The 17,439-nt window shown below is 65.1% G+C and carries 16 protein-coding genes; 7 read left to right on the plus strand and 9 right to left on the minus strand.

What is annotated here, in order from left to right:
• Positions 1 to 41: 41 nt before the first annotated feature.
• The 5 genes from RQP54_RS06880 to RQP54_RS06900 form a co-directional block, all read right to left on the minus strand.
• A complete protein-coding gene (locus tag RQP54_RS06880; RefSeq protein WP_315677430.1) occupies positions 42 to 3,095 on the minus strand; it encodes an EAL domain-containing protein in 3,054 nt (1,017 codons plus the stop codon).
• Entirely contained in the window at positions 3,092 to 3,889 is a 798-nt protein-coding gene (locus RQP54_RS06885; protein ID WP_315677431.1) for an ABC transporter substrate-binding protein, read from the minus strand. The genes RQP54_RS06880 and RQP54_RS06885 overlap by 4 nt, the downstream gene beginning before the upstream one ends.
• A gap of 312 nt (positions 3,890 to 4,201) precedes the next feature.
• A complete protein-coding gene (locus RQP54_RS06890) occupies positions 4,202 to 5,920 on the minus strand; it encodes a GMC family oxidoreductase (protein WP_315677432.1) in 1,719 nt (572 codons plus the stop codon).
• 60 nt (positions 5,921 to 5,980) lie between these two features.
• On the minus strand, positions 5,981 to 7,255 hold the full coding sequence (locus RQP54_RS06895; protein WP_315677433.1) for a putative Na+/H+ antiporter: 1,275 nt from the start codon (positions 7,253 to 7,255) through the stop codon (positions 5,981 to 5,983).
• A gap of 30 nt (positions 7,256 to 7,285) precedes the next feature.
• Complete coding sequence (locus RQP54_RS06900) at positions 7,286 to 8,065, minus strand: enoyl-CoA hydratase/isomerase family protein (protein ID WP_315677434.1); 780 nt, start codon at positions 8,063 to 8,065, stop codon at positions 7,286 to 7,288.
• A 94-nt stretch (positions 8,066 to 8,159) separates the two neighbouring features.
• Here RQP54_RS06900 and RQP54_RS06905 point away from each other — a divergent pair, with 94 nt between their 5' ends.
• From RQP54_RS06905 to RQP54_RS06920, 4 genes are all read left to right on the plus strand, one after another.
• The gene (locus tag RQP54_RS06905; RefSeq protein ID WP_315677435.1) at positions 8,160 to 9,278 is read left to right on the plus strand and encodes an ABC transporter permease; all 1,119 of its coding nucleotides are present in this window, start codon (positions 8,160 to 8,162) and stop codon (positions 9,276 to 9,278) included.
• Positions 9,275 to 10,069 (plus strand): ABC transporter ATP-binding protein, encoded by a 795-nt coding sequence (locus RQP54_RS06910; protein WP_315677436.1) that lies wholly within the window; start codon positions 9,275 to 9,277, stop codon positions 10,067 to 10,069. Before RQP54_RS06905 ends, RQP54_RS06910 begins: the two co-directional genes overlap by 4 nt.
• An 11-nt stretch (positions 10,070 to 10,080) precedes the next feature.
• A complete protein-coding gene (locus RQP54_RS06915; RefSeq protein WP_315677437.1) occupies positions 10,081 to 11,076 on the plus strand; it encodes an MlaD family protein in 996 nt (331 codons plus the stop codon).
• 68 nt (positions 11,077 to 11,144) lie between these two features.
• A complete protein-coding gene (locus RQP54_RS06920; protein ID WP_315677438.1) occupies positions 11,145 to 11,744 on the plus strand; it encodes an ABC-type transport auxiliary lipoprotein family protein in 600 nt (199 codons plus the stop codon).
• Between the two features lie 12 nt (positions 11,745 to 11,756).
• Here RQP54_RS06920 and RQP54_RS06925 read toward each other — a convergent pair whose 3' ends face one another.
• Together RQP54_RS06925 and RQP54_RS06930 are read right to left on the minus strand one after the other, a co-directional pair.
• A complete protein-coding gene (locus RQP54_RS06925; protein WP_315677439.1) occupies positions 11,757 to 12,032 on the minus strand; it encodes a hypothetical protein in 276 nt (91 codons plus the stop codon).
• Positions 12,029 to 12,667 (minus strand): MarC family protein, encoded by a 639-nt coding sequence (locus RQP54_RS06930; protein ID WP_315677440.1) that lies wholly within the window; start codon positions 12,665 to 12,667, stop codon positions 12,029 to 12,031. Before RQP54_RS06930 ends, RQP54_RS06925 begins: the two co-directional genes overlap by 4 nt.
• A gap of 115 nt (positions 12,668 to 12,782) precedes the next feature.
• On the opposite strand from RQP54_RS06930, the gene RQP54_RS06935 reads away from it, so the two are divergent.
• A complete protein-coding gene (locus RQP54_RS06935) occupies positions 12,783 to 13,682 on the plus strand; it encodes an amidohydrolase family protein (RefSeq protein WP_315677441.1) in 900 nt (299 codons plus the stop codon).
• Positions 13,683 to 13,726: 44 nt separating this feature from the next.
• Entirely contained in the window at positions 13,727 to 14,476 is a 750-nt protein-coding gene (locus tag RQP54_RS06940) for an MgtC/SapB family protein (protein ID WP_315677442.1), read from the plus strand.
• A gap of 18 nt (positions 14,477 to 14,494) precedes the next feature.
• Here RQP54_RS06940 and RQP54_RS06945 read toward each other — a convergent pair whose 3' ends face one another.
• Positions 14,495 to 15,592 carry a magnesium transporter CorA family protein gene (locus RQP54_RS06945; RefSeq protein ID WP_315677443.1) on the minus strand — a complete coding sequence of 366 codons (1,098 nt, stop codon included), beginning with the start codon at positions 15,590 to 15,592 and terminating at the stop codon, positions 14,495 to 14,497.
• A gap of 52 nt (positions 15,593 to 15,644) precedes the next feature.
• Entirely contained in the window at positions 15,645 to 16,649 is a 1,005-nt protein-coding gene (gene hemB, locus RQP54_RS06950) for a porphobilinogen synthase (RefSeq protein ID WP_315677444.1), read from the minus strand.
• Between the two features lie 361 nt (positions 16,650 to 17,010).
• Here hemB and RQP54_RS06955 point away from each other — a divergent pair, with 361 nt between their 5' ends.
• Entirely contained in the window at positions 17,011 to 17,439 is a 429-nt protein-coding gene (locus RQP54_RS06955) for a CopD family protein (protein ID WP_315677445.1), read from the plus strand.

The raw sequence follows: 17,439 nt of genomic DNA on the forward strand, positions 1-17,439 counted from the left end.
GATGGCAGGTGGGCGCAGCAGTTGCGCATTTGCAACCGACCTTAGCCCATGGCCTGCTCAAGCGCTTCGAATTCAGGACGCCAGTTCTGTTGCCAGTGCCACACATCGCCAGCGGGCATGGGGTGGGCAATGGCATAGCCTTGGCCGCCTTCGCACCCCTGCTGCAGCAATAGCGCTCCGTGGGCTCGTGTCTCTACCCCTTCGGCCACTAGCGTGCGCTGGAATGCGGTGGATAGTCCGATGACTCCCTGCAGAATCGCCAGATCGTCCGCGCTGTCCAGAATGCCGCGCACGAAGCTCTGGTCGACCTTGACGGTCTGCACAGGCAGGTGGCGCAGGTGGTTCAGAGAGGAGTAACCGGTGCCAAAGTCGTCCAGCGCGAACCGCACTCCCAAGGACCTGCAACGTTGAATCACCCCGGTGACCTGGCTCACGTCGTCCATCGCACTGGATTCCAGCACCTCCAGTTCGAGCTGCTCCGGTGCCACGTTGGGATGGCGAGCCAGCATCTCCTGCAATTCCTGTACGAAGCGCTCAGATTGCAGGTGCAGCGGGTCGATGTTGACGCTGACTGCCACCTTGCGGCCTTCCTGCTGCCACTGCGCAACTTGCGCCAGTGCCGTGCCCAGCACCCAACGCCCCAACTCCAAGGCCATGGGGTGGTTGTGCAGGAAGGGAAGGAACGCGATCGGCGATAGCAGGCCACGTTCGGGGTGTTGCCAGCGGATCAGGGCCTCGAGCCCCAGCAAGGCCCCAGTGCGCATGTTGACCTTGGGTTGGTAGTAAAGGACGAACTCGGAGCGAGCGAGTCCGGCTCGAACGTTCTGCAACTGCAGATGGCGACTTCGCACGTCGCTGTCCTGCAGGGTGTCAAAGAAGTGGTACCGGTTCTTTCCGGCGACCTTGGCCTGGTACATCGCCTGGTCTGCCTGTCGCATGAGCTGTTCGGCATCCACTTCCTCAGGCTGTGGGTATACCGTCACCCCTACGCTGGCCGACACGCGCAGCAGTTGTCCGTGGTATTCGAATGGCTGGGCGGCACAATGGATCAGACGGTCCAACAGGGGAATGCAGCCATCGGCCGATGCGACGCCAGTCAGAACCGCCACGAATTCGTCGCCACCAATGCGCGAAAGCGTGTCGTTTTCGCGCAAGGCCTTGCGCATGCGCTGGGCCAACTCGACCAGGAGTTGATCGCCAGCTTCATGACCGTGCTTGTCATTGACAGATTTGAACCCATCCAGATCAAGGAACAGCACGGCCAGCGGCTGCCGGGTGCGGTGGGTATGGGCCATGGCTTGGCGTAGCCGGTCCGAAAGCAGTACCCGATTGGGCAGACCGGTGAGTGCATCGTAGTGGGCAATCTGCAGCAGACGGTGCTCCTGACGCTTCTTTTCGGTGATGTCGGAAAACAGGGCCACATACCGCACAGACTTGCCCTGGGCATCGGACACGGTGCTGATCGCGAGATGTTCGGCATAAACCTCGCCATCCTTGCGCCGATTGACCACCTCACCGCTCCACTGACCTGCGTCCCGGAGCGCGGCCCACATCTGCGCATAGAACTCCTTGGGCTGGTGTCCAGAGCTCAGTAGCCGCGTGCTGCGACCGACGACTTCGTCTCGGGCATAGCCGGTGATCTGGCTGAAAGCGCTGTTGACATCCAGGATGTTGCCCCGCATGTCAGTAATCATGATGCCCTCGGCCGCGTGGTCGAACACCCCGGCGGCGATCTGCAGCCTTTGTTGTGCTGATTCCTGCGCCGTGATGTCCTGCAGCAGCCCGGTGTAATGGCGCAGACTGCCATCGGGCAGGTAGACGGCGTTGATCTCCAGCAATGCAGTGTAGACCGTCCCATCCTTGCGCCGGTTGCTGAGCTTGCCGTGCCAGTGCCCGGTAGTGTGTACGCTGTGCCACAGCGCCTGGTAGAAGGCCGGTGGATGCTGGCCCGAGCCCAGCATGCGCGGATTGTTGCCAATGAGTTCCTCGCTGCGGTAGCCGGTGACCGAGAGCGATGCTGCGTTGACCGAAATGATGCGAGCCTGGGCGTCGGTCACGATGATCGCATCGGGACTGCTTTCAAACACCGTGGCGGCAAGCTGCTGCTGTTGCTGAAGGACAAGGCGTCTGCGGTGGATCACGATGCCGGCCACCACCAGACCCAGCAGGATGGGCAGCACTACCGTGGCGATGCGACCCGCATCGGCCGCCCAAAGTTGGGTGATCGCGTCGCGGTGGGTGTGCACACTGACGATGAGCGGGAAGCGGCTGGAGGTACGGTAGGCACTCATCACTGAGGCACCGGTGCCGGCGTGCCTGCTCTGTGCGATGACACCTTGCTCGGACTGTGCGACACGCTGTTCCAGCGCGAGTCCGGTGTCGTGTACGTTCAGCGCTCGGTCGGCGTCGTTGGAAAGCAGCAGCAGTCCGTCGTAGCGGAACCAGTCCAGGTGGTCGTGCTCCGGTCGCAGCATCTGCAGGCTGGAGTTGATGAAGTAATCGCTGTTCAGGGTGGCCAGCAGCCACACCGTCTGGGTGTCGGACGGAATGGTGCGCAGCACCGGAATGAAGGAAAAGTCGCTGCGTGCCGGGGCCGCTTGGCCGTTGGGATCGAACGCGTTGGCGATGTCTCGCCCGGTCCACGCCAAGCCAACGCGCAGCACATCGCTCGGCCCCTGCAGGCCTGGATAGAACGTCGACAGCGAAATCTGTTGACCAACGTTGCGCGGGCTGGAACTGGCCAGTATCCGGCCCTTTGCATCGACCACCGAGAGCGAACGCACATAGGGCAGGGGCTTGACGGCATAGGTCAGGCGGCGGTTGAGCTCGCTGCTGTCGTCGCGTGCGGCGACGGCGGCATCCAGGTTGATGGCCGTGAGCGCGATGACTTGCAAGGCCTGGGTCAGTTGCTCCTCGAAGTTGCGTGCGTGCACCTGCAGCGTGGATTCAGCCTGGCGCAAGGCCTGGTCGTGCAGTCGCCACAGCATGTAGCCCAAGGCGCTCAGCGAACCGCCCACCAGCACCGCCATGGCCAGCAGGAAAACCCCATGGCGACGGGCCGACGCCTGGAGGGCGCGCGCTGTCCAGCGGATCATTTGGCGACGATGGCTTCCAGACCGTGCTTGCGGGCATTGGCCAGCAGGCGGCCATCGCGCTTCATGTCTCCCAGCGCCTTGTCGATGCGGGCGAAGAAGCGGTCGTCGCCGTAGGCCATGGCCCACCCATAGGGTGTCAGGTGGTAGGTTTCTGTGGGCGATACCAGGCGTGCCCACTCGCTGTTGTCCAGCATCCGCCGGCTGAACGGGTAATCGGTCATGAACACGTCGGCCCGACCGGACTGCACTTCCTGTTCGCGAGCGGCCGGTGTGTCCACTACCAGCAGCTCGGCGTTTCGGAGTTTTGCCTTCATCACCGGCTCATGCAGTGTCCCTTTGGCTACGGCCACCACCACGCCGGGGCGGTCGATGTCAGCCCACGACTGGATGCGGCGGTTGGTCTTGGTGGTAATGCCGTAGATGTCGCTGACGAGGTGGGGTTGGGTAAAGCGCAGCTTCTCCTGGCGAGCCGGGGTGATTCCCACCGCGAACATGGCGATGTCGCATCTGTCTGCCGTCACATCCTCCACCAGCTTGGCAAAGGAGCTGTCAACAAACTGCACCTGCACCCCCAGTTCCTTGGCCACGGCCTGGGCGTTGTCAATATCGATGCCGATCAACTGCAGGGACTTGGGGTTACGGTAAGAAATGCCGTAATAGTCGGGCCAGATGCACACCCGCAGGGTCTTGGTTGTTTCGATTCGGCTAAGGCGATCTTTTTGAAGGTCTGCAGGCAGGGCGGGTAGCGCGAAACATGCGAGCACCAGTCCAGCCCATGCGGGACGGAAGAACACGGCAATACTCCAAGTTGGGTACCGGAATGTAGGGATTGGAGTGGCAGGCTGGCTTGACTTGGGTCAAGCGCAAACCAGATTTACCTGGAGAGAAGGCAAAAAAAAGCACCGGGGTTACCGGTGCTTGCGTAGGGTACTGCATCGTGGCGCGCAGCTTTTTTGAAGTGTGAGCACCGCGGTATGGATTTCTTTTGCGGTGTTGTCTCTCGGGCTTCGTATTCTGAAATTCGCAGTTGCCTGACAACGAATAACGGATACTGTAGCTCTAAGCAAACACCGTGCCTATTAGGATTTACCCTGCGAATGGGGCCACTACCAGGTGTCGGCAGCAATCCACTGGGCCGCTTTCTCCGCAATCATGAGCGTGGGCGAGTTGGTGTTGCCGCTGGTGATGCGGGGCATCACGCCGGCGTCCACCACGCGCAAGCCTGCCACGCCCCGTACCCGCAGTCGGCTATCCACCACTGCCATCGGGTCGGCATCGGGTCCTTCGGTGCGCCCCATCTGGGTGGTGCCCACGGGATGGAAGATGGTGGTGGCGATGTCGCCAGCCAGCCTGGCCAGCTCCTCGTCGCTCTGGAACTGAACGCCGGGCTTGTATTCCTCGGGCTGGAACGGTTTCAGTGCAGGTTGCGCCACGATGGTGCGCGTCAGGCGCAGTGAGTCGGCCGCGATCTTGCGGTCTTCCTCCGTCGACAGGTAATTGGGGGCGATGGCCGGGGCCTGGCGGAAGTCCGGGCTCTGGATCCGCACGGTACCGCGGCTGGTGGGGTTGAGGTTGCAGACGCTGGCGGTAAAGGCGTTGAAGGGGTGCAAGGGCTGGCCGAAGGCGTCCAGACTCAGCGGCTGCACGTGGTATTCGAGGTTGGGCCAGGGTTGAGACGGGTCGCTGCGCGTGAAGGCGCCGAGCTGGCTCGGGGCCATGCTCATGGGCCCACTGCGCCGGAAGGCGTATTCGAGTCCAATCTTCGCCTTGCCCCACCAACTGTTGGCTTGGGTATTGAGCGTGGTGGTGCCGCTGACCTTGAAGACCGCGCGGATCTGCAGGTGGTCCTGCAGGTTGGCCCCCACGCCGGGCAGGTGCGCACGCACCGGGATGCCGTGCTGTTGCAGCAGGTCTTGCGGGCCGAGCCCCGACAGTTGCAGGATCTGTGGGCTGCCCACGGCGCCCGCGCACAGCAGCACCTCGCTGCGGGCCGTGGCGGTGACCAGCTCGCTGCCATCCCACACCTGCACCCCGGTGCAGCGCAGCGGACGTTCCGAGCCGTCAGTGGCCTCTTCGAGCACCAGCTTGGCTACCTGGGCGCTGCTCCAGAGTTCGAAGTTGGGGCGGGCGTAGCACATGGGGCGCAGGAAGGCCTTGGCCGTGTTCCAGCGCCAGCCGCTCTTCTGGTTCACTTCGAAGTAGCCCACGCCCTCGTTGCTGCCGCGGTTGAAATCGGTCGTGGCGGCAATGCCGGCCTGTGTGGCAGCCTGTGCAAACGCGTCGAGCACGTCCCAGCGCAAGCGTTGCTTCTCCACCCGCCATTCGCCGCCTGCCTGGTGGTGTTCGAGCAGCTGGCGGTAGACCGGCGTGCTGCCGGGCAGGCTTGCGGCGCTGCCCTTGGCACCATGCAAACCGTTGCTGCCCAGGTGGTGGTCTTCGTGGAACCGGAAGTAAGGCAGGCAGTTGTCCCAGTTCCAGGCCGCATCTCCCACCTGCTGGGCCCAGCCGTCGTAGTCGCGCGACTGGCCGCGCATGTAGATCATGCCGTTGATGCTGGAGCAGCCCCCCAGCACCTTGCCGCGCGGGTAGCGCAGGCTGCGCCCGTTGAGGCCGGCGCCCGGCTCGGTCTGGTACAGCCAGTCGGTGCGCGGGTTGCCGATGCAGTAGAGGTAACCCACGGGGATGTGGATCCAGTGGTAGTCGTCCTTGCGACCGGCTTCGATCAGCAGCACGCGCTTGGAGGCATTGGCACTGAGGCGATTGGCCAGCAGGCAACCGGCCGTGCCGGCGCCGACAATGATGTAGTCGAAGGTGGTGTCAGTCATGGGAAAACCTGTGTGCTGCGCACTGCGGTGCGAGCGTGCTTGGGGCGGTCCGGCACACGCTCATAGGAAATAGAAGGCTGCCGCGGCCACAGCCGTGGGTAACAGGGCACCGGCCAGCAAGCCCCCGGCGCCCACGGCACCGGCCGAGAAGCGGTCGCGCAGCAAGGCCACGCCGGCGGGGTTGGGGGCATTGGCAATGACGGTAAGGCCGCCGCCTGCCACCGCACCGGCCACCAGCATGTACTGCGAGGTCGGACTGATGCCGGTGATGAGTGAGCCCAGGTAAGTGAGTGCCGCGTTGTCGGTCACGGCGGTCAGCGCCATGGCGCCCAGGAACAGGGCCGTGGGTTCCAGGCTTGCCACGATGGGTTGCAGCCACCACTGCTGCATGCCCCCCAGCACCACCAGCCCGGCGAGGAAAAAGCCGACCAGCAGGCCTTCCTTGAGGATCAGCGGGCTCTGGTAGCGCTGGTAGGCATGGGCGTAGCCGAGGAAGAACAGGAACAGCCCGAGGAAGAGCACCGGGTAGTGGGCCAGCAGCACCACCCCGGCGAGAAAGGCCAGGTGCACGGCGCTGACACTCCAGGGGATGGGCGTCGCCGCTTCACCGGTATCGCTGGCCGGGGCGTCGGGCAGGTGGCGGTGGATCAGGCGCACCAGCACGGTGGCATTGACCAGCACGGCCAGTGCGGCCTTCCAGCCAAAGGTCTGCAGCATGAAGGCGCTGTCCCACTGCCAAGTCTGCGCCACCATGAGCACCGGGGGTGCGGCATAGGCGGTAAGCGTGCCGCCGATGGAGATATTCACGAACAGCACACCCAGCGCGGCGTAGCGCAGGCGCTCCGGCACTGCAGCCACGAATACCACCGGCGCCAGCATCAGCGCGGCCAGGGTCATGGCCGCCGGCTCGGTGATCAGCGAACCCAGCAACGGAACCACGGCCAAGCCCAGCCAGGCCATGCCAACGCTCGGGCGCAGCGGCAGTGCGCGGGCGACGGTGTGCAGGCTGGCGCGCACGGCTTCGAGCACCGGGCGCGAGGCGGCGACCACCATGACGACGCACACGAACAAGGGCTCGGTGAACTGGCGTGACTCGGCGTAGGCAACGGCCTGGTCGCCACCGGCCACCAGTGCCATGGCCACGATGAGCACCATGGCCCAGAAGCCGAACACCACCTCGACCTCCCCAAGCAGGTGGAGCAGGCCGGCGTGCGCCGGATGGCGGTGGGCCAATGACTCGAACAGCTTGGCGCCGAAGGTATGCAGCAGGGCCACGGCGAAAAGCACCGCGGCGATGGTGTGCATCAGGTCACTGTGAACGAGGTTGGCTTGCATGGCGGGGACAGCGTCGGAATTGGCGGGCGCTCAGTGTCCCACCCAGACCGGTTTGCGCTTTTCCTGAAAGGCCTTTTGCCCTTCCTTGGCATCGTCGGTGAGCGTGAACAGCGCGATCTGGCTTTCGGTGAAGGCCATGGCCTCCTCGAACGACATGGCCTCAGCCTTCTTCAGGGTGTAGAGGCCGCGGCGGATGGCCGCCGGTGACTTGTCCAGCAGGCGCTCCAGCAGCCATTGCAGCTTGGCATCCACATCGTCGGCCACGTGGTTGACCAGCCCGTATTCCAGCGCCTGGGCGCTGGTGATGGGCTCGCCGGTGATGCACATCTCGACCAGCACCCGTCGCGGAATGAGGTGCTGCAGCACGGCGAGTACCTGCGCCGGGAATACGCCGACCTTGACTTCGGGCAGTCCGAAAATGGCATGGCTGGAGGCTACGGCCATGTCGCACATGGCCATCAGGCCCATGCCGCCGGCCATGCAGGCGCCGTTGACGCGGGCAATCAGCGGCACCGTGCTGGCCTTGGCCACACGCAGCACCTGGGCCAGGTGGCCGTGTGGGTCGGAATAGTCGGTGGTGAAGGCCTTGGATGACTGCAGGTCGGCCCCCGCGCAGAAGGCCTTGCTGCCGGCGCCGGTGAGCACGATGGCGCGGATGTCGCGCTGGTTCTGTGCCCCCGTGATGGCCTGCGCCAACAGGGCGAGCACGTTGTGGCTCATGGCATTACGCCGTTCTTCGCGATTGATGGTGAGCCACAGCACGGGGCCGCGTTGCTCGATCAGTACGTCTGCTGGTTCGGTGGTGTTCATGGTTCGGTCTCCTGGGGGCTATTTTGCGGCCAAAACCCCACAGTGCTGGCGCGCTCAGTGCGAAGCAGCGCTACCATGCAGCACCCCGCACACCATGACTGAGCACGACCAGACACCCCGCATCGAACTGCGCACTGTGCCCGCAGGAACCCAGGCGCTGCTGCATGGGCGCTGGAGTGCCGCGCTCATGGCGCGTCACTGGGGGCAGCTGCAGGCATCGATGCCGGCGCTGGGCCAGGTGCGGGACTGGGATCTGCGCACCATCATCCGCATGGACCACACGGCGGCGCAATGGCTGTGGAACCTGTGGGGCCATGCCTGGCCCGCATCGCTGCAGGCGCTGCCGGCCCAGCGCGCCATGCTGGAGCGCGTGGCCCGCTTCACCGTGCCGCCACCCGCCGTGCACCACACTACGGCTTGGGAGTGGCTGGCCAGCGTCGGGCGCTGGGGCCATGGCCTGGTCGACCACGCGCTGGGGGCCTTGCGACTGCTGGGCCAGTTGGCGCTGGACCTGGTGACCCTGGTGCGCCACCCGCGCCAGGGGCCCTGGCGTGACCTGTCCGGCCACATCTACCGCATCGGTGCCACGGCCCTGCCCATCACGGCGGCGGTGGGTTTTCTCATTGGCGTCGTGCTGGCTTACCTGATGTCCAAGCAGCTGCGCACCTTCGGCGCCGACATCTTCATCGTCAACATCCTGGGGCTGTCGGTGATCCGGGAGCTCGGGCCGGTGCTGGCAGCCATTTTGCTGGCCGGTCGAAGCGGCTCGGCCATCACGGCGCAGATCGGCGTCATGCGCGTTACGGAAGAGATCGATGCCATGCGCGTCATGGGCATTGCGCGTGGCTTTCGCCTGGTGTTGCCCCGTGCGCTCGCCATGGTGGCGGTGATGCCCCTGGTGGCTGTCTGGACCATGGTGGCGGCCTTGGTGGGCGGCATGGTGGTCGCGGACGTCGCGCTGGGACTGACGCCGGGCTACTTCCTCAGTGCCCTGCCCAAGGCCGTGAAGGTGGCCAACCTGTGGCTTGCGGTGGGCAAGTCCGCCGTGTTCGGTCTGGTGATCGCGCTGGTGGGTTGCCACTATGGCCTGCGGGTGCTGCCCAACACCCAGAGCCTGGGCGAAGGCACCACGGCCTCGGTCGTCACGTCCATCACCCTGGTGATCATCGTCAACGCGGTGTTCGCCATCCTGTTCCGGGACGTGGGGCTGTGAGCGAACGCGCCGTCATCGTCGACATCCGCGGCCTGTGGTCGGTGTTCAAGACCGTGCAGGGAACCGCCGTCATCCACAAGGACTTGGATCTGACGATACACCGGGGCGATTTCCTCAGCATCGTCGGTGGTTCGGGCGGGGGCAAGACGGTGCTGCTGCGCCAGATGCTGGGGCTGGAGACCGCCCACCGTGGCACGGTCACGGTGCTGGGCCAGCCAGCCGGCAGCCTGGCGGCCAGTGGAGCAGCGGGCCAGGTGGGCATGCTGTTCCAGCACGGCGCACTGTTCTCGGCCTTCTCGGTGCTGGAAAACATCGCCTTTCCGCTGCGCGAGCTGCACGGCCTGCCAGCGGATCTGGTGCGCGACGTGGCCATGGTCAAGCTGCAGATGGTGGGTCTGGACGCCAGCCACGCCCACAAGATGCCGGCCGACCTCTCAGGTGGCATGATCAAGCGCGTGGCCTTGGCCCGTGCCCTGGTGCTGGACCCGCCGCTGCTGCTGCTCGACGAACCGACGGCCGGGCTCGACCCCGACAGTTCCGATGCGTTCTGCAAGCTGCTGCGTTCGTTGCATGCGGAACTGGGCTTGACCATCGTGATGGTGACGCACGATCTCGATACCCTGTACGAGCTCAGCACACGCATCGCCGTGGTGGCCGAGAAACGGGTACTCATCAACGCGCCGATACGCGAGGTGCTGGCCTATGACCACCCCTTCGTGCGCGAGTTCTTTCTGGGGGGGCGCGGGCACCGGGCCATGGAGCTGTTGCGCCAGCAGGGCGAGCAGGTGTAAATAGAGGACTTATGGAAAACAAATCGCATGCCATCGTGTCCGGCGTCTTCGTGCTGCTGGCGGCTGCCCTGATGGCGCTGCTGGCCTACTGGCTCACCCGCGACGACACCGTGCGGCGCAGCTACGAGATCTCCAGCGCCGACGCCATCACCGGGTTGCAGCCGCAGGCCGCCGTGCGCTACAAGGGGGTGCCAGTAGGCCGTGTCACCAGTATTGCGCTGGACCCGCAGGTGCGCGGCAACGTGCTCATCACCATCTCCGTGGATGAGCAGGCACCGGTGACCCAGGCCACCTATGCCACGCTGGCCTTCCAGGGGCTCACGGGGCTGTCCTACATTCAGCTCGATGAGGCGCCAGGAGCGGCACCGGTCGCGCTGGTTGCTGGCCAAGGGTTGCCGCGCATTCCCCTGCGCACCAACCTCATGGCGCGCCTGACCGAACAGGGCGGCGCCATCCTGAGCCAGGTGGAGCAGACCACGCAGCGGGTCAACGGCCTGTTGTCGCCCGCCAACCAGCAAGCCCTGGTGAAGGCCGTCACCCAGCTCGGTGACGCCGCCGCCAGCATTTCGGCCCTGTCGGCGCGGGCCCAGGCCGCACTCGGACCGGCCCAGGGGCCGGGCAGCCTGAACCTGCCGCAGCTGGCCGAGGACGCCGGCAGCTCGTTTCGCAGCATGCGCCAGGCCGGTGAGCGCATGAGCGCCAGTGCCGAGGCCTTCCGACTGGCCTCCGACGATTACCGCAAGCTGGCGCAGCGCCTGGGTGAGCCCGGCGGCACGCTGGAGCGACTGAACCAGAGTGCCGAGTCGCTCGCCGTGACCGCCCGAACGCTCAATGGCAGTGTGCTGCCGCGTGCCAACCGCACGGCAGAGGAGTCGCAACGCAGTGTGCGCCAGTTCGGGCAAGCGGCAGAGCAGCTCAGCGAACAGCCACAATCGCTGCTGTGGGGCAAACCCCAGCTCTTGCCGGGGCCGGGCGAAAAAGGCTTTGTTTCCCCCGCTCCCCGCTGATCCTGAATGTGCTGCGAGACGCTATGAAAAAAAGAGCTGCTGATGCAATATCCATATGGGCTGGAGCCTTGTTTCTCGTTATTTCTGGCGCCTTGGGCGGGTGCGCGGTCTCCAAAGGCGCGAGCCAGGGTGACCGTTACGACTTGGGCCCGGTGGTGCCAGCGCAACAGGCGCCATCCCCACCGGGCGTGCCCGTGTGGCTGGCCGGGGTCCATGCCCCCAGCAGCCTGGATGGCACCCACATGCTGTACCGGCTGGTCTACAGCGATGCCCTGCAAAGCCGCGCCTACGCCCAGGCGCGCTGGAGCATGCCGGTTCCCGAATTGCTGGAGCAGCGCCTGCGCCAGCGTCTGGCGTCCCAGCACCCGGTACTGAACCCGGCCGATGGCGTGCAGGGCCGCGGCCCGGGGCTGGTGTTGCGGATTGAATTGGAAGATTTCAGCCAGACCTTCAGCGCGGCCGACCAGGCCAGCGTGCGGGTACGACTGCGGGCGACGCTCAGCGCCTGGCGTGGGGGTACCGAACAACTGCTGGACCAGCAGACCTTCGAGTCGCAGCGCCCCTGCGCCAGTGCCGACGCACCCGGTGGCGTTCGGGCTCTGGCACAGGCCAGCGACACAGTGCTGGAGGCGCTGGAGCGCTGGCTGGCCGCCAACGCCGCGCGCTAGCCGCCCGTCCCGCTAGCCTGCTTTGGCCAGCTGTTCGCGGGCCTTGTCCAGCCAGACCTGCAGGTTGTCCAGCAGGGCGCTCTGGCTGAACGAGCAGCTTTCCTCCGAAAACAGGGCGCTGGATTCAAGCCGGGTGAGCAGTTGCTGCAGCACCTCGGTGTAACGTGGTGGCAGCGTGGCCAGCAGCGCAGTCTGTGCCCGTGCATGGCCAGAGAAGGCCTGGGCCCCGATCTGGCCGTTGCGCAGCTGGGCCAGGGCCGCCTCCATTGACGCGAGGTCTGCAGTCATGTGGCACCTCCCAGCACGGGGAACAGCTTGCCCAGACCGTCGGACATCACCTCCACCGCCAGCGCCGCCAGGATCAGGCCCATCAGGCGCGTCATCACGTTGATGCCGGTCTTGCCGAGCACCCGGGCGATCGGTTGGGCCAGCGAGAAGCACACGGCCGTGGCGACGGCGATCACCACGCCATAGCCCACCAGGGTGGTGAGTTGCCAGAAGGTTTTGGCCTTGTCGGCATAGATCACCACGGTGGACATGGTGGCCGGCCCTGTCAGCAGCGGAATGGTCAGTGGCACCACGGCGATGCTGGCGCCCATGGCCGCCTTGGCGGCACCGTCTTCGAGTTCATGGCTGCTGGACTTGGCTTCGGCCGGCTGCGCATTGAGCATGTTCATGGCGCTGATGAGCAGCAACATGCCGCCGCCGACCTGGAAGCTGGCCAGCGAAATGCCGAAGAATTCGAGGATGTGCAGGCCCGCCAGCGCGCACACGGCGATCACGACAAAGCAGCTCACCGACGACACCCATACGGTATTGCGCCGCTGTGCCGCGCTGAACCCTTCGGTGTAGTGGATGAAGAAGGGGATGATGGCCAGCGGGTTGACGATGGCCAGCAGGGTAACCAGGGGTTTGAGGTCCATGGGTGGGGTGCAGAGGTGGTGGCGCGCCATGGTACCGCAGGCAGCGCATGGGCGTGCAGCTTGCCGGGGCATGCGCGCTGGAGTACAACCCACCCTCAGACAGCATGGAGGCAACATGGTGAAACTGGGGCGAGGTCTCGGGTGGGGTGTGCTGCTGGGGCTGGTCTGGTCGCAGGTTTGGGGGCAGCTGGCACAGCGCTACGACGGCCCGATCTTTGATGCCCACCTGCACTACAACGTCGAAGCGCGGGATGCCCACCCGGTCGCCGATGTGCTGGCCCGCATGCAGCGCAGCGGGGTGCGGGCGGTGTTGGCCAACTCCCGCCCCAACGATGGGACGCTGGCACTGGCTGCGGCGCAGTCGCAGCGCGAGGCTGCCGGGGTACAGGTGGTTCCCTTCGTGCGCCTCTACCGCAACCGCGACGACTACGGCAGTTGGTTTGCCGACCCATCGATCTACACCATGGTCGAGGGCGAATTGGCGCGGGGAACGGCGGCCGGGCCCTTTCGCGGCATCGGCGAGTTCCATCTGTACGACAGTGCCCATGCCGAGGGCGAGACCGCCCGGCGCCTGATGGCCTTGGCCCACGCACGCCAGCTGGTGGTGCTGGCCCACGTAGACGATGTGGCCATCGAGCGACTTCTTGATCCCTTGCCCGACGGGGGGCGCAGCCTGCGTCTGGTCTGGGCCCATACCGGCATCAGCGGTGTGCCGGTGGAACGCGTGCGGGCCTTGTTGCGGCGTTACCCGGGTTTGGTGGGTGAATTGTCCTACCGGCCCGGACTGACCTGTCCCCTGCCCGACGGCCGGGCGCGCCTGTGCGAGGCCTGGCGGGCGCTGCTGTTGGCCTTTCCCCAGCGTTTTGTCATCGGCTCGGACACCTGGATCAATCCGCGCTGGCAGTACTACGAAGCACAGATGGAGGAGTACCGCCAATGGCTGTCGGACTTGCCGGCCGACGTCGCGTCGGCCATCGCCTGGGGCAATGCCGCACGGCTGTTCGGCATTCAGTGAAAAACCGATAGCGTCCACGCGCAAAAAGGCGTAGGGTGGCAGGCATGTTCACCCTGCCCACGCTCTCTTCCTATTGGTCGGCCCCGATGATCGAGGCCAATGTGTTCATCCTGTTGCATCTGCTGGGCGCACTCGCCCTGGGGCTGCTGGTGGGCTACGAGCGGGCCTACCACGGCCGCGCTGCCGGCATGCGTACCTATGGCCTGGTGTGCATGGCCTCGTGCGCCCTGACCGTCATCGGCGGCTACTCGCACTTCTGGTACGGCGGCAGCACCACCATGACGGTGTTCAACAACGGCGACCTCACACGCGTCATCCAGGGCATCCTCACCGGCATCGGCTTCCTGTGCGCCGGGGTCATCATGAAGGAAGGCTTCACCATCAGTGGCCTGACCACCGCGGCGTCCTTGTGGGCAGCCTCGGGCATCGGCGTCATGGTCGGCGTCGGCTTGTACATCGCGGCCATGTCACTCGCGCTGCTCAGCGCCATCTGCATGGTGTGGGTGTCCAAGCTCGAAGGCTGGCTGCCCTCGCGCCAGGCTGTGGCCCTGATGCTTGAGTTCGCACCGGGGGTGCAGGTGCAGCAGAAAGCCCTGATGGACATGGCCGCTGCACGCGGCTATGACCTGGCCACCGGCAGCATCGTGATCTCCATGAATGCCGGAGCCACGACCTGGAGCTTCGTGGCCGTGGCGCGCAGTCGCCGGACCATGGCGCCGCTGTCGGAATTGGCACGCGAGATCGGGCAATACCCCGGCGTGCAGCGCTTCAACGTGGCCTACGCGCGAAATTGACGCCAACTTGGGCGGGGATCAGCGGTCGGTGCGGGCGATGTAGCGCTTGCGCCAGAACAGGCCGATGAGAACGGCGGCGATCAGTGACATCGAACCCATCGCCCACCAGAAGCCGCTGGCGCTGTGCAGCAGCGGAATGGCGTCGAAATTCATGCCGAAGATGCCGGCAATCAGGTTCAGTGGCAGGAACACGGCGGTCAGCGCTGTGAGCGTGCGCATGATGTCGTTGGTGCGGTTGCCTTGCGCGCTGAAGTGCATCTGCACCGCTGTCTCCATGCTTTGCTCCAACCGACGCACATGGTGCACCACGCGCTCGATGTGCTCCAGCACGTCGCGTCCGCGCACCTGCAGCAGGTCGCGCTCGCGGGACAGTGCCGGTGTGGCGGCCTCGGGCCATGTCTTCACCGCCTCGATCCAGTCCTGGATGGCGGCCCGCTGGTCTTCGCAGACTTCATCGAGCTGGTGCAGCGATACGCGCGCCTCCAGCAGGGCGCTCCAGTTGTTGAAACGCGTCCTGGGGTCGAGCAGCTCGGCCTGCCAGTGGTCGAGCTGGTGGTTGAGCTCGCGCCGCAACTCCAGAAAACCGTCCACCATGGTGTTAACAATGCGCAGCATCAGGTCGGGCGGACTGCTCGGAACCCGTGATCCTGCAGCGCGCAGATCATTGGAGCTGCTCTGCAGCAGCTTGTCGGCGTAGGCGTCGCGCACGGTGCAGTCGCTGGGGTGCACGCTGAGCACGATGCTTTCCATCACCACGAATCCCACCGGGCTGGTGTCGATGCGGCGCAGGATCGGCGGTCCGCTGCGCGGCGCCGGGGCCAGCGTGGCGCTGGTGCCGGCCTGCGCGGCCGCCAAGCGGCGAAACACCAGCACATCGTACTGGGCCGTGTAGTCGTAATGCGATGGCAGCTGCCGGTTGAGCAGGTCGGACACGTGCAGGTCCACCAGCTGCGCGCCGCCCCATTGCTGCAAGGTCGCCTGGATGTCGGCCAGGTGGGCCTGCAGCGCTTCGCGCGTGCACGATACCCAGGCAAAACTGCCCGCCGAGGGGGCGCCCAGGGCGGAGAGCGTGTCGACCGCCAGGATGTCATTGCCGCTCAGGCGAAAGATGCGCATTGGTGTTCAGTGCAGAAAGGGGCTTCTGTCCTCGTGGATAGTGCGTAAGGCGCTACTTGTTTTGTAGCAATCGAGCGACATCGCGGGCGAAGTAGGTCAGGATGCCATCGGCACTGGCACGCTTGAAGGCGAGCAGGCTTTCCATCATCACCGCGTCGTGGTCAAGCCAGCCGTTCTGGGCCGCGGCCTTGAGCATGGCGTATTCGCCCGACACCTGGTAGGCGAAAGTCGGCACCTTGAATTCGTCCTTCACGCGGCGCACCACGTCGAGGTAGGGCATGCCGGGCTTGACCATCACCATGTCCGCCCCTTCGGCAATGTCCATGGCGACTTCGCGCAGGGCCTCGTCGGTGTTGGCCGGGTCCATCTGGTAGACCTTCTTGTTGCTCTTGCCCAGGTTGCTGGCCGAGCCCACGGCGTCGCGGAACGGGCCGTAAAAGGCGCTGGCGTACTTGGCGCTGTAGGCCATGATCCGTGTGTGCACCAGTTTCTCGGCTTCGAGCGCGGCACGAATGGCGCCGATGCGCCCGTCCATCATGTCGCTGGGTGCCACCATGTCGACCCCGGCGCGCGCCTGGGTCAGTGCCTGCTTTACCAAAATGGCCACGGTCTCGTCATTGAGGATGTAGCCGCTGTCATCCGGCAAGCCATCCTGGCCGTGGCTGGTGAACGGGTCCAGCGCCACGTCGGTCATGACGCCCAGATCGGGGAATTCCTTCTTCAGTGCCCGCACCACCCGTGGCACCAGGCCGTCGGGGTTCAGCGCTTCCTTGCCATCGTAGGTCTTGAGCGACTGGTCGATGACCGGGAACAGGGCCATGACCGGAATGCCTAAGCGGACGCAGTCTTCGGCCACCGGCAGCAACAGGTCCAGGCTCAGGCGCTCCACGCCCGGCATGGAGGCGATCGGCACGCGCTGGTTCTGGCCATCGACCACGAAGACCGGGTAGATCAGATCGTGGGCGGTGAGCGTGTTCTCACGCACCAGGTTGCGTGTGAAGGCGTCGCGGCGCAGGCGACGGGGGCGGCCATGGGGGTAGGGGGCAAAGACAGTCATGGGCAAATTCTGCCCCAGATTGCACGGGGCGGCCATGCGCCAGATCAAGGCAGCAGGCTGCCTGTTCAAGGTGCATGGCAGGTCGCGCGGGGCGAAAGGGCACAGAATCTGTGCGGAAATTTACAAAAAAGTGTTGAAGAGGTGATTCTTCTTTGCTACATTTCATCCCGGGTAGCTTGCTACCCTCCGCTTTTCCTCCCTGAGCGGAGCCTTGATGTGTGACAGCAAATAGGCTTAGACCCCGGCCCTGTGCTGGGGTTTTTTTTGTCTTCGGCCGTTGCGCTTCACTTTGCTGTGCAAAGTTTGCCTGCGACGCACGCTGCAAGCAGCTTGTGACCGGAACGCTGGCTACACTCCAGCCATGCTCTGGGTCAAATCCTTCCATATCGTCTTTGTGGCCAGCTGGTTTGCGGGCCTGTTCTACCTTCCCCGGATCTTCGTGAACTTGGCCATGGTGGAGCCCGATTCGCACCAGGAACGCCAGCGGCTGCTGCTCATGGCGCGCAAGCTGCTGCGTTTTTCGCACATGCTCGCGGTGGTTGCCTTGTCGCTGGGCCTGTGGCTGTGGGCCGGCTATGGCATAGGCTGGGGACCAGGCAACGGGTGGATGCACGCCAAACTGACCCTGGTACTGGCCGTTCTGGGCTACCACCACGCCTGTGCCCGCATGCTGCGCCGTTTCGAGGCTGGTGAGCCGCGCCATGGCCATGTCTGGTACCGCTGGTTCAATGAGGTGCCCGTGCTGCTGCTGGTGGCGATCGTGGTGCTGGTGGTGGTCAAACCGTTCTGA

The sequence above is a fragment of the Curvibacter sp. APW13 genome, assembly GCF_032337135.1.
GTDB lineage: Bacteria > Pseudomonadota > Gammaproteobacteria > Burkholderiales > Burkholderiaceae_C > Allorhodoferax.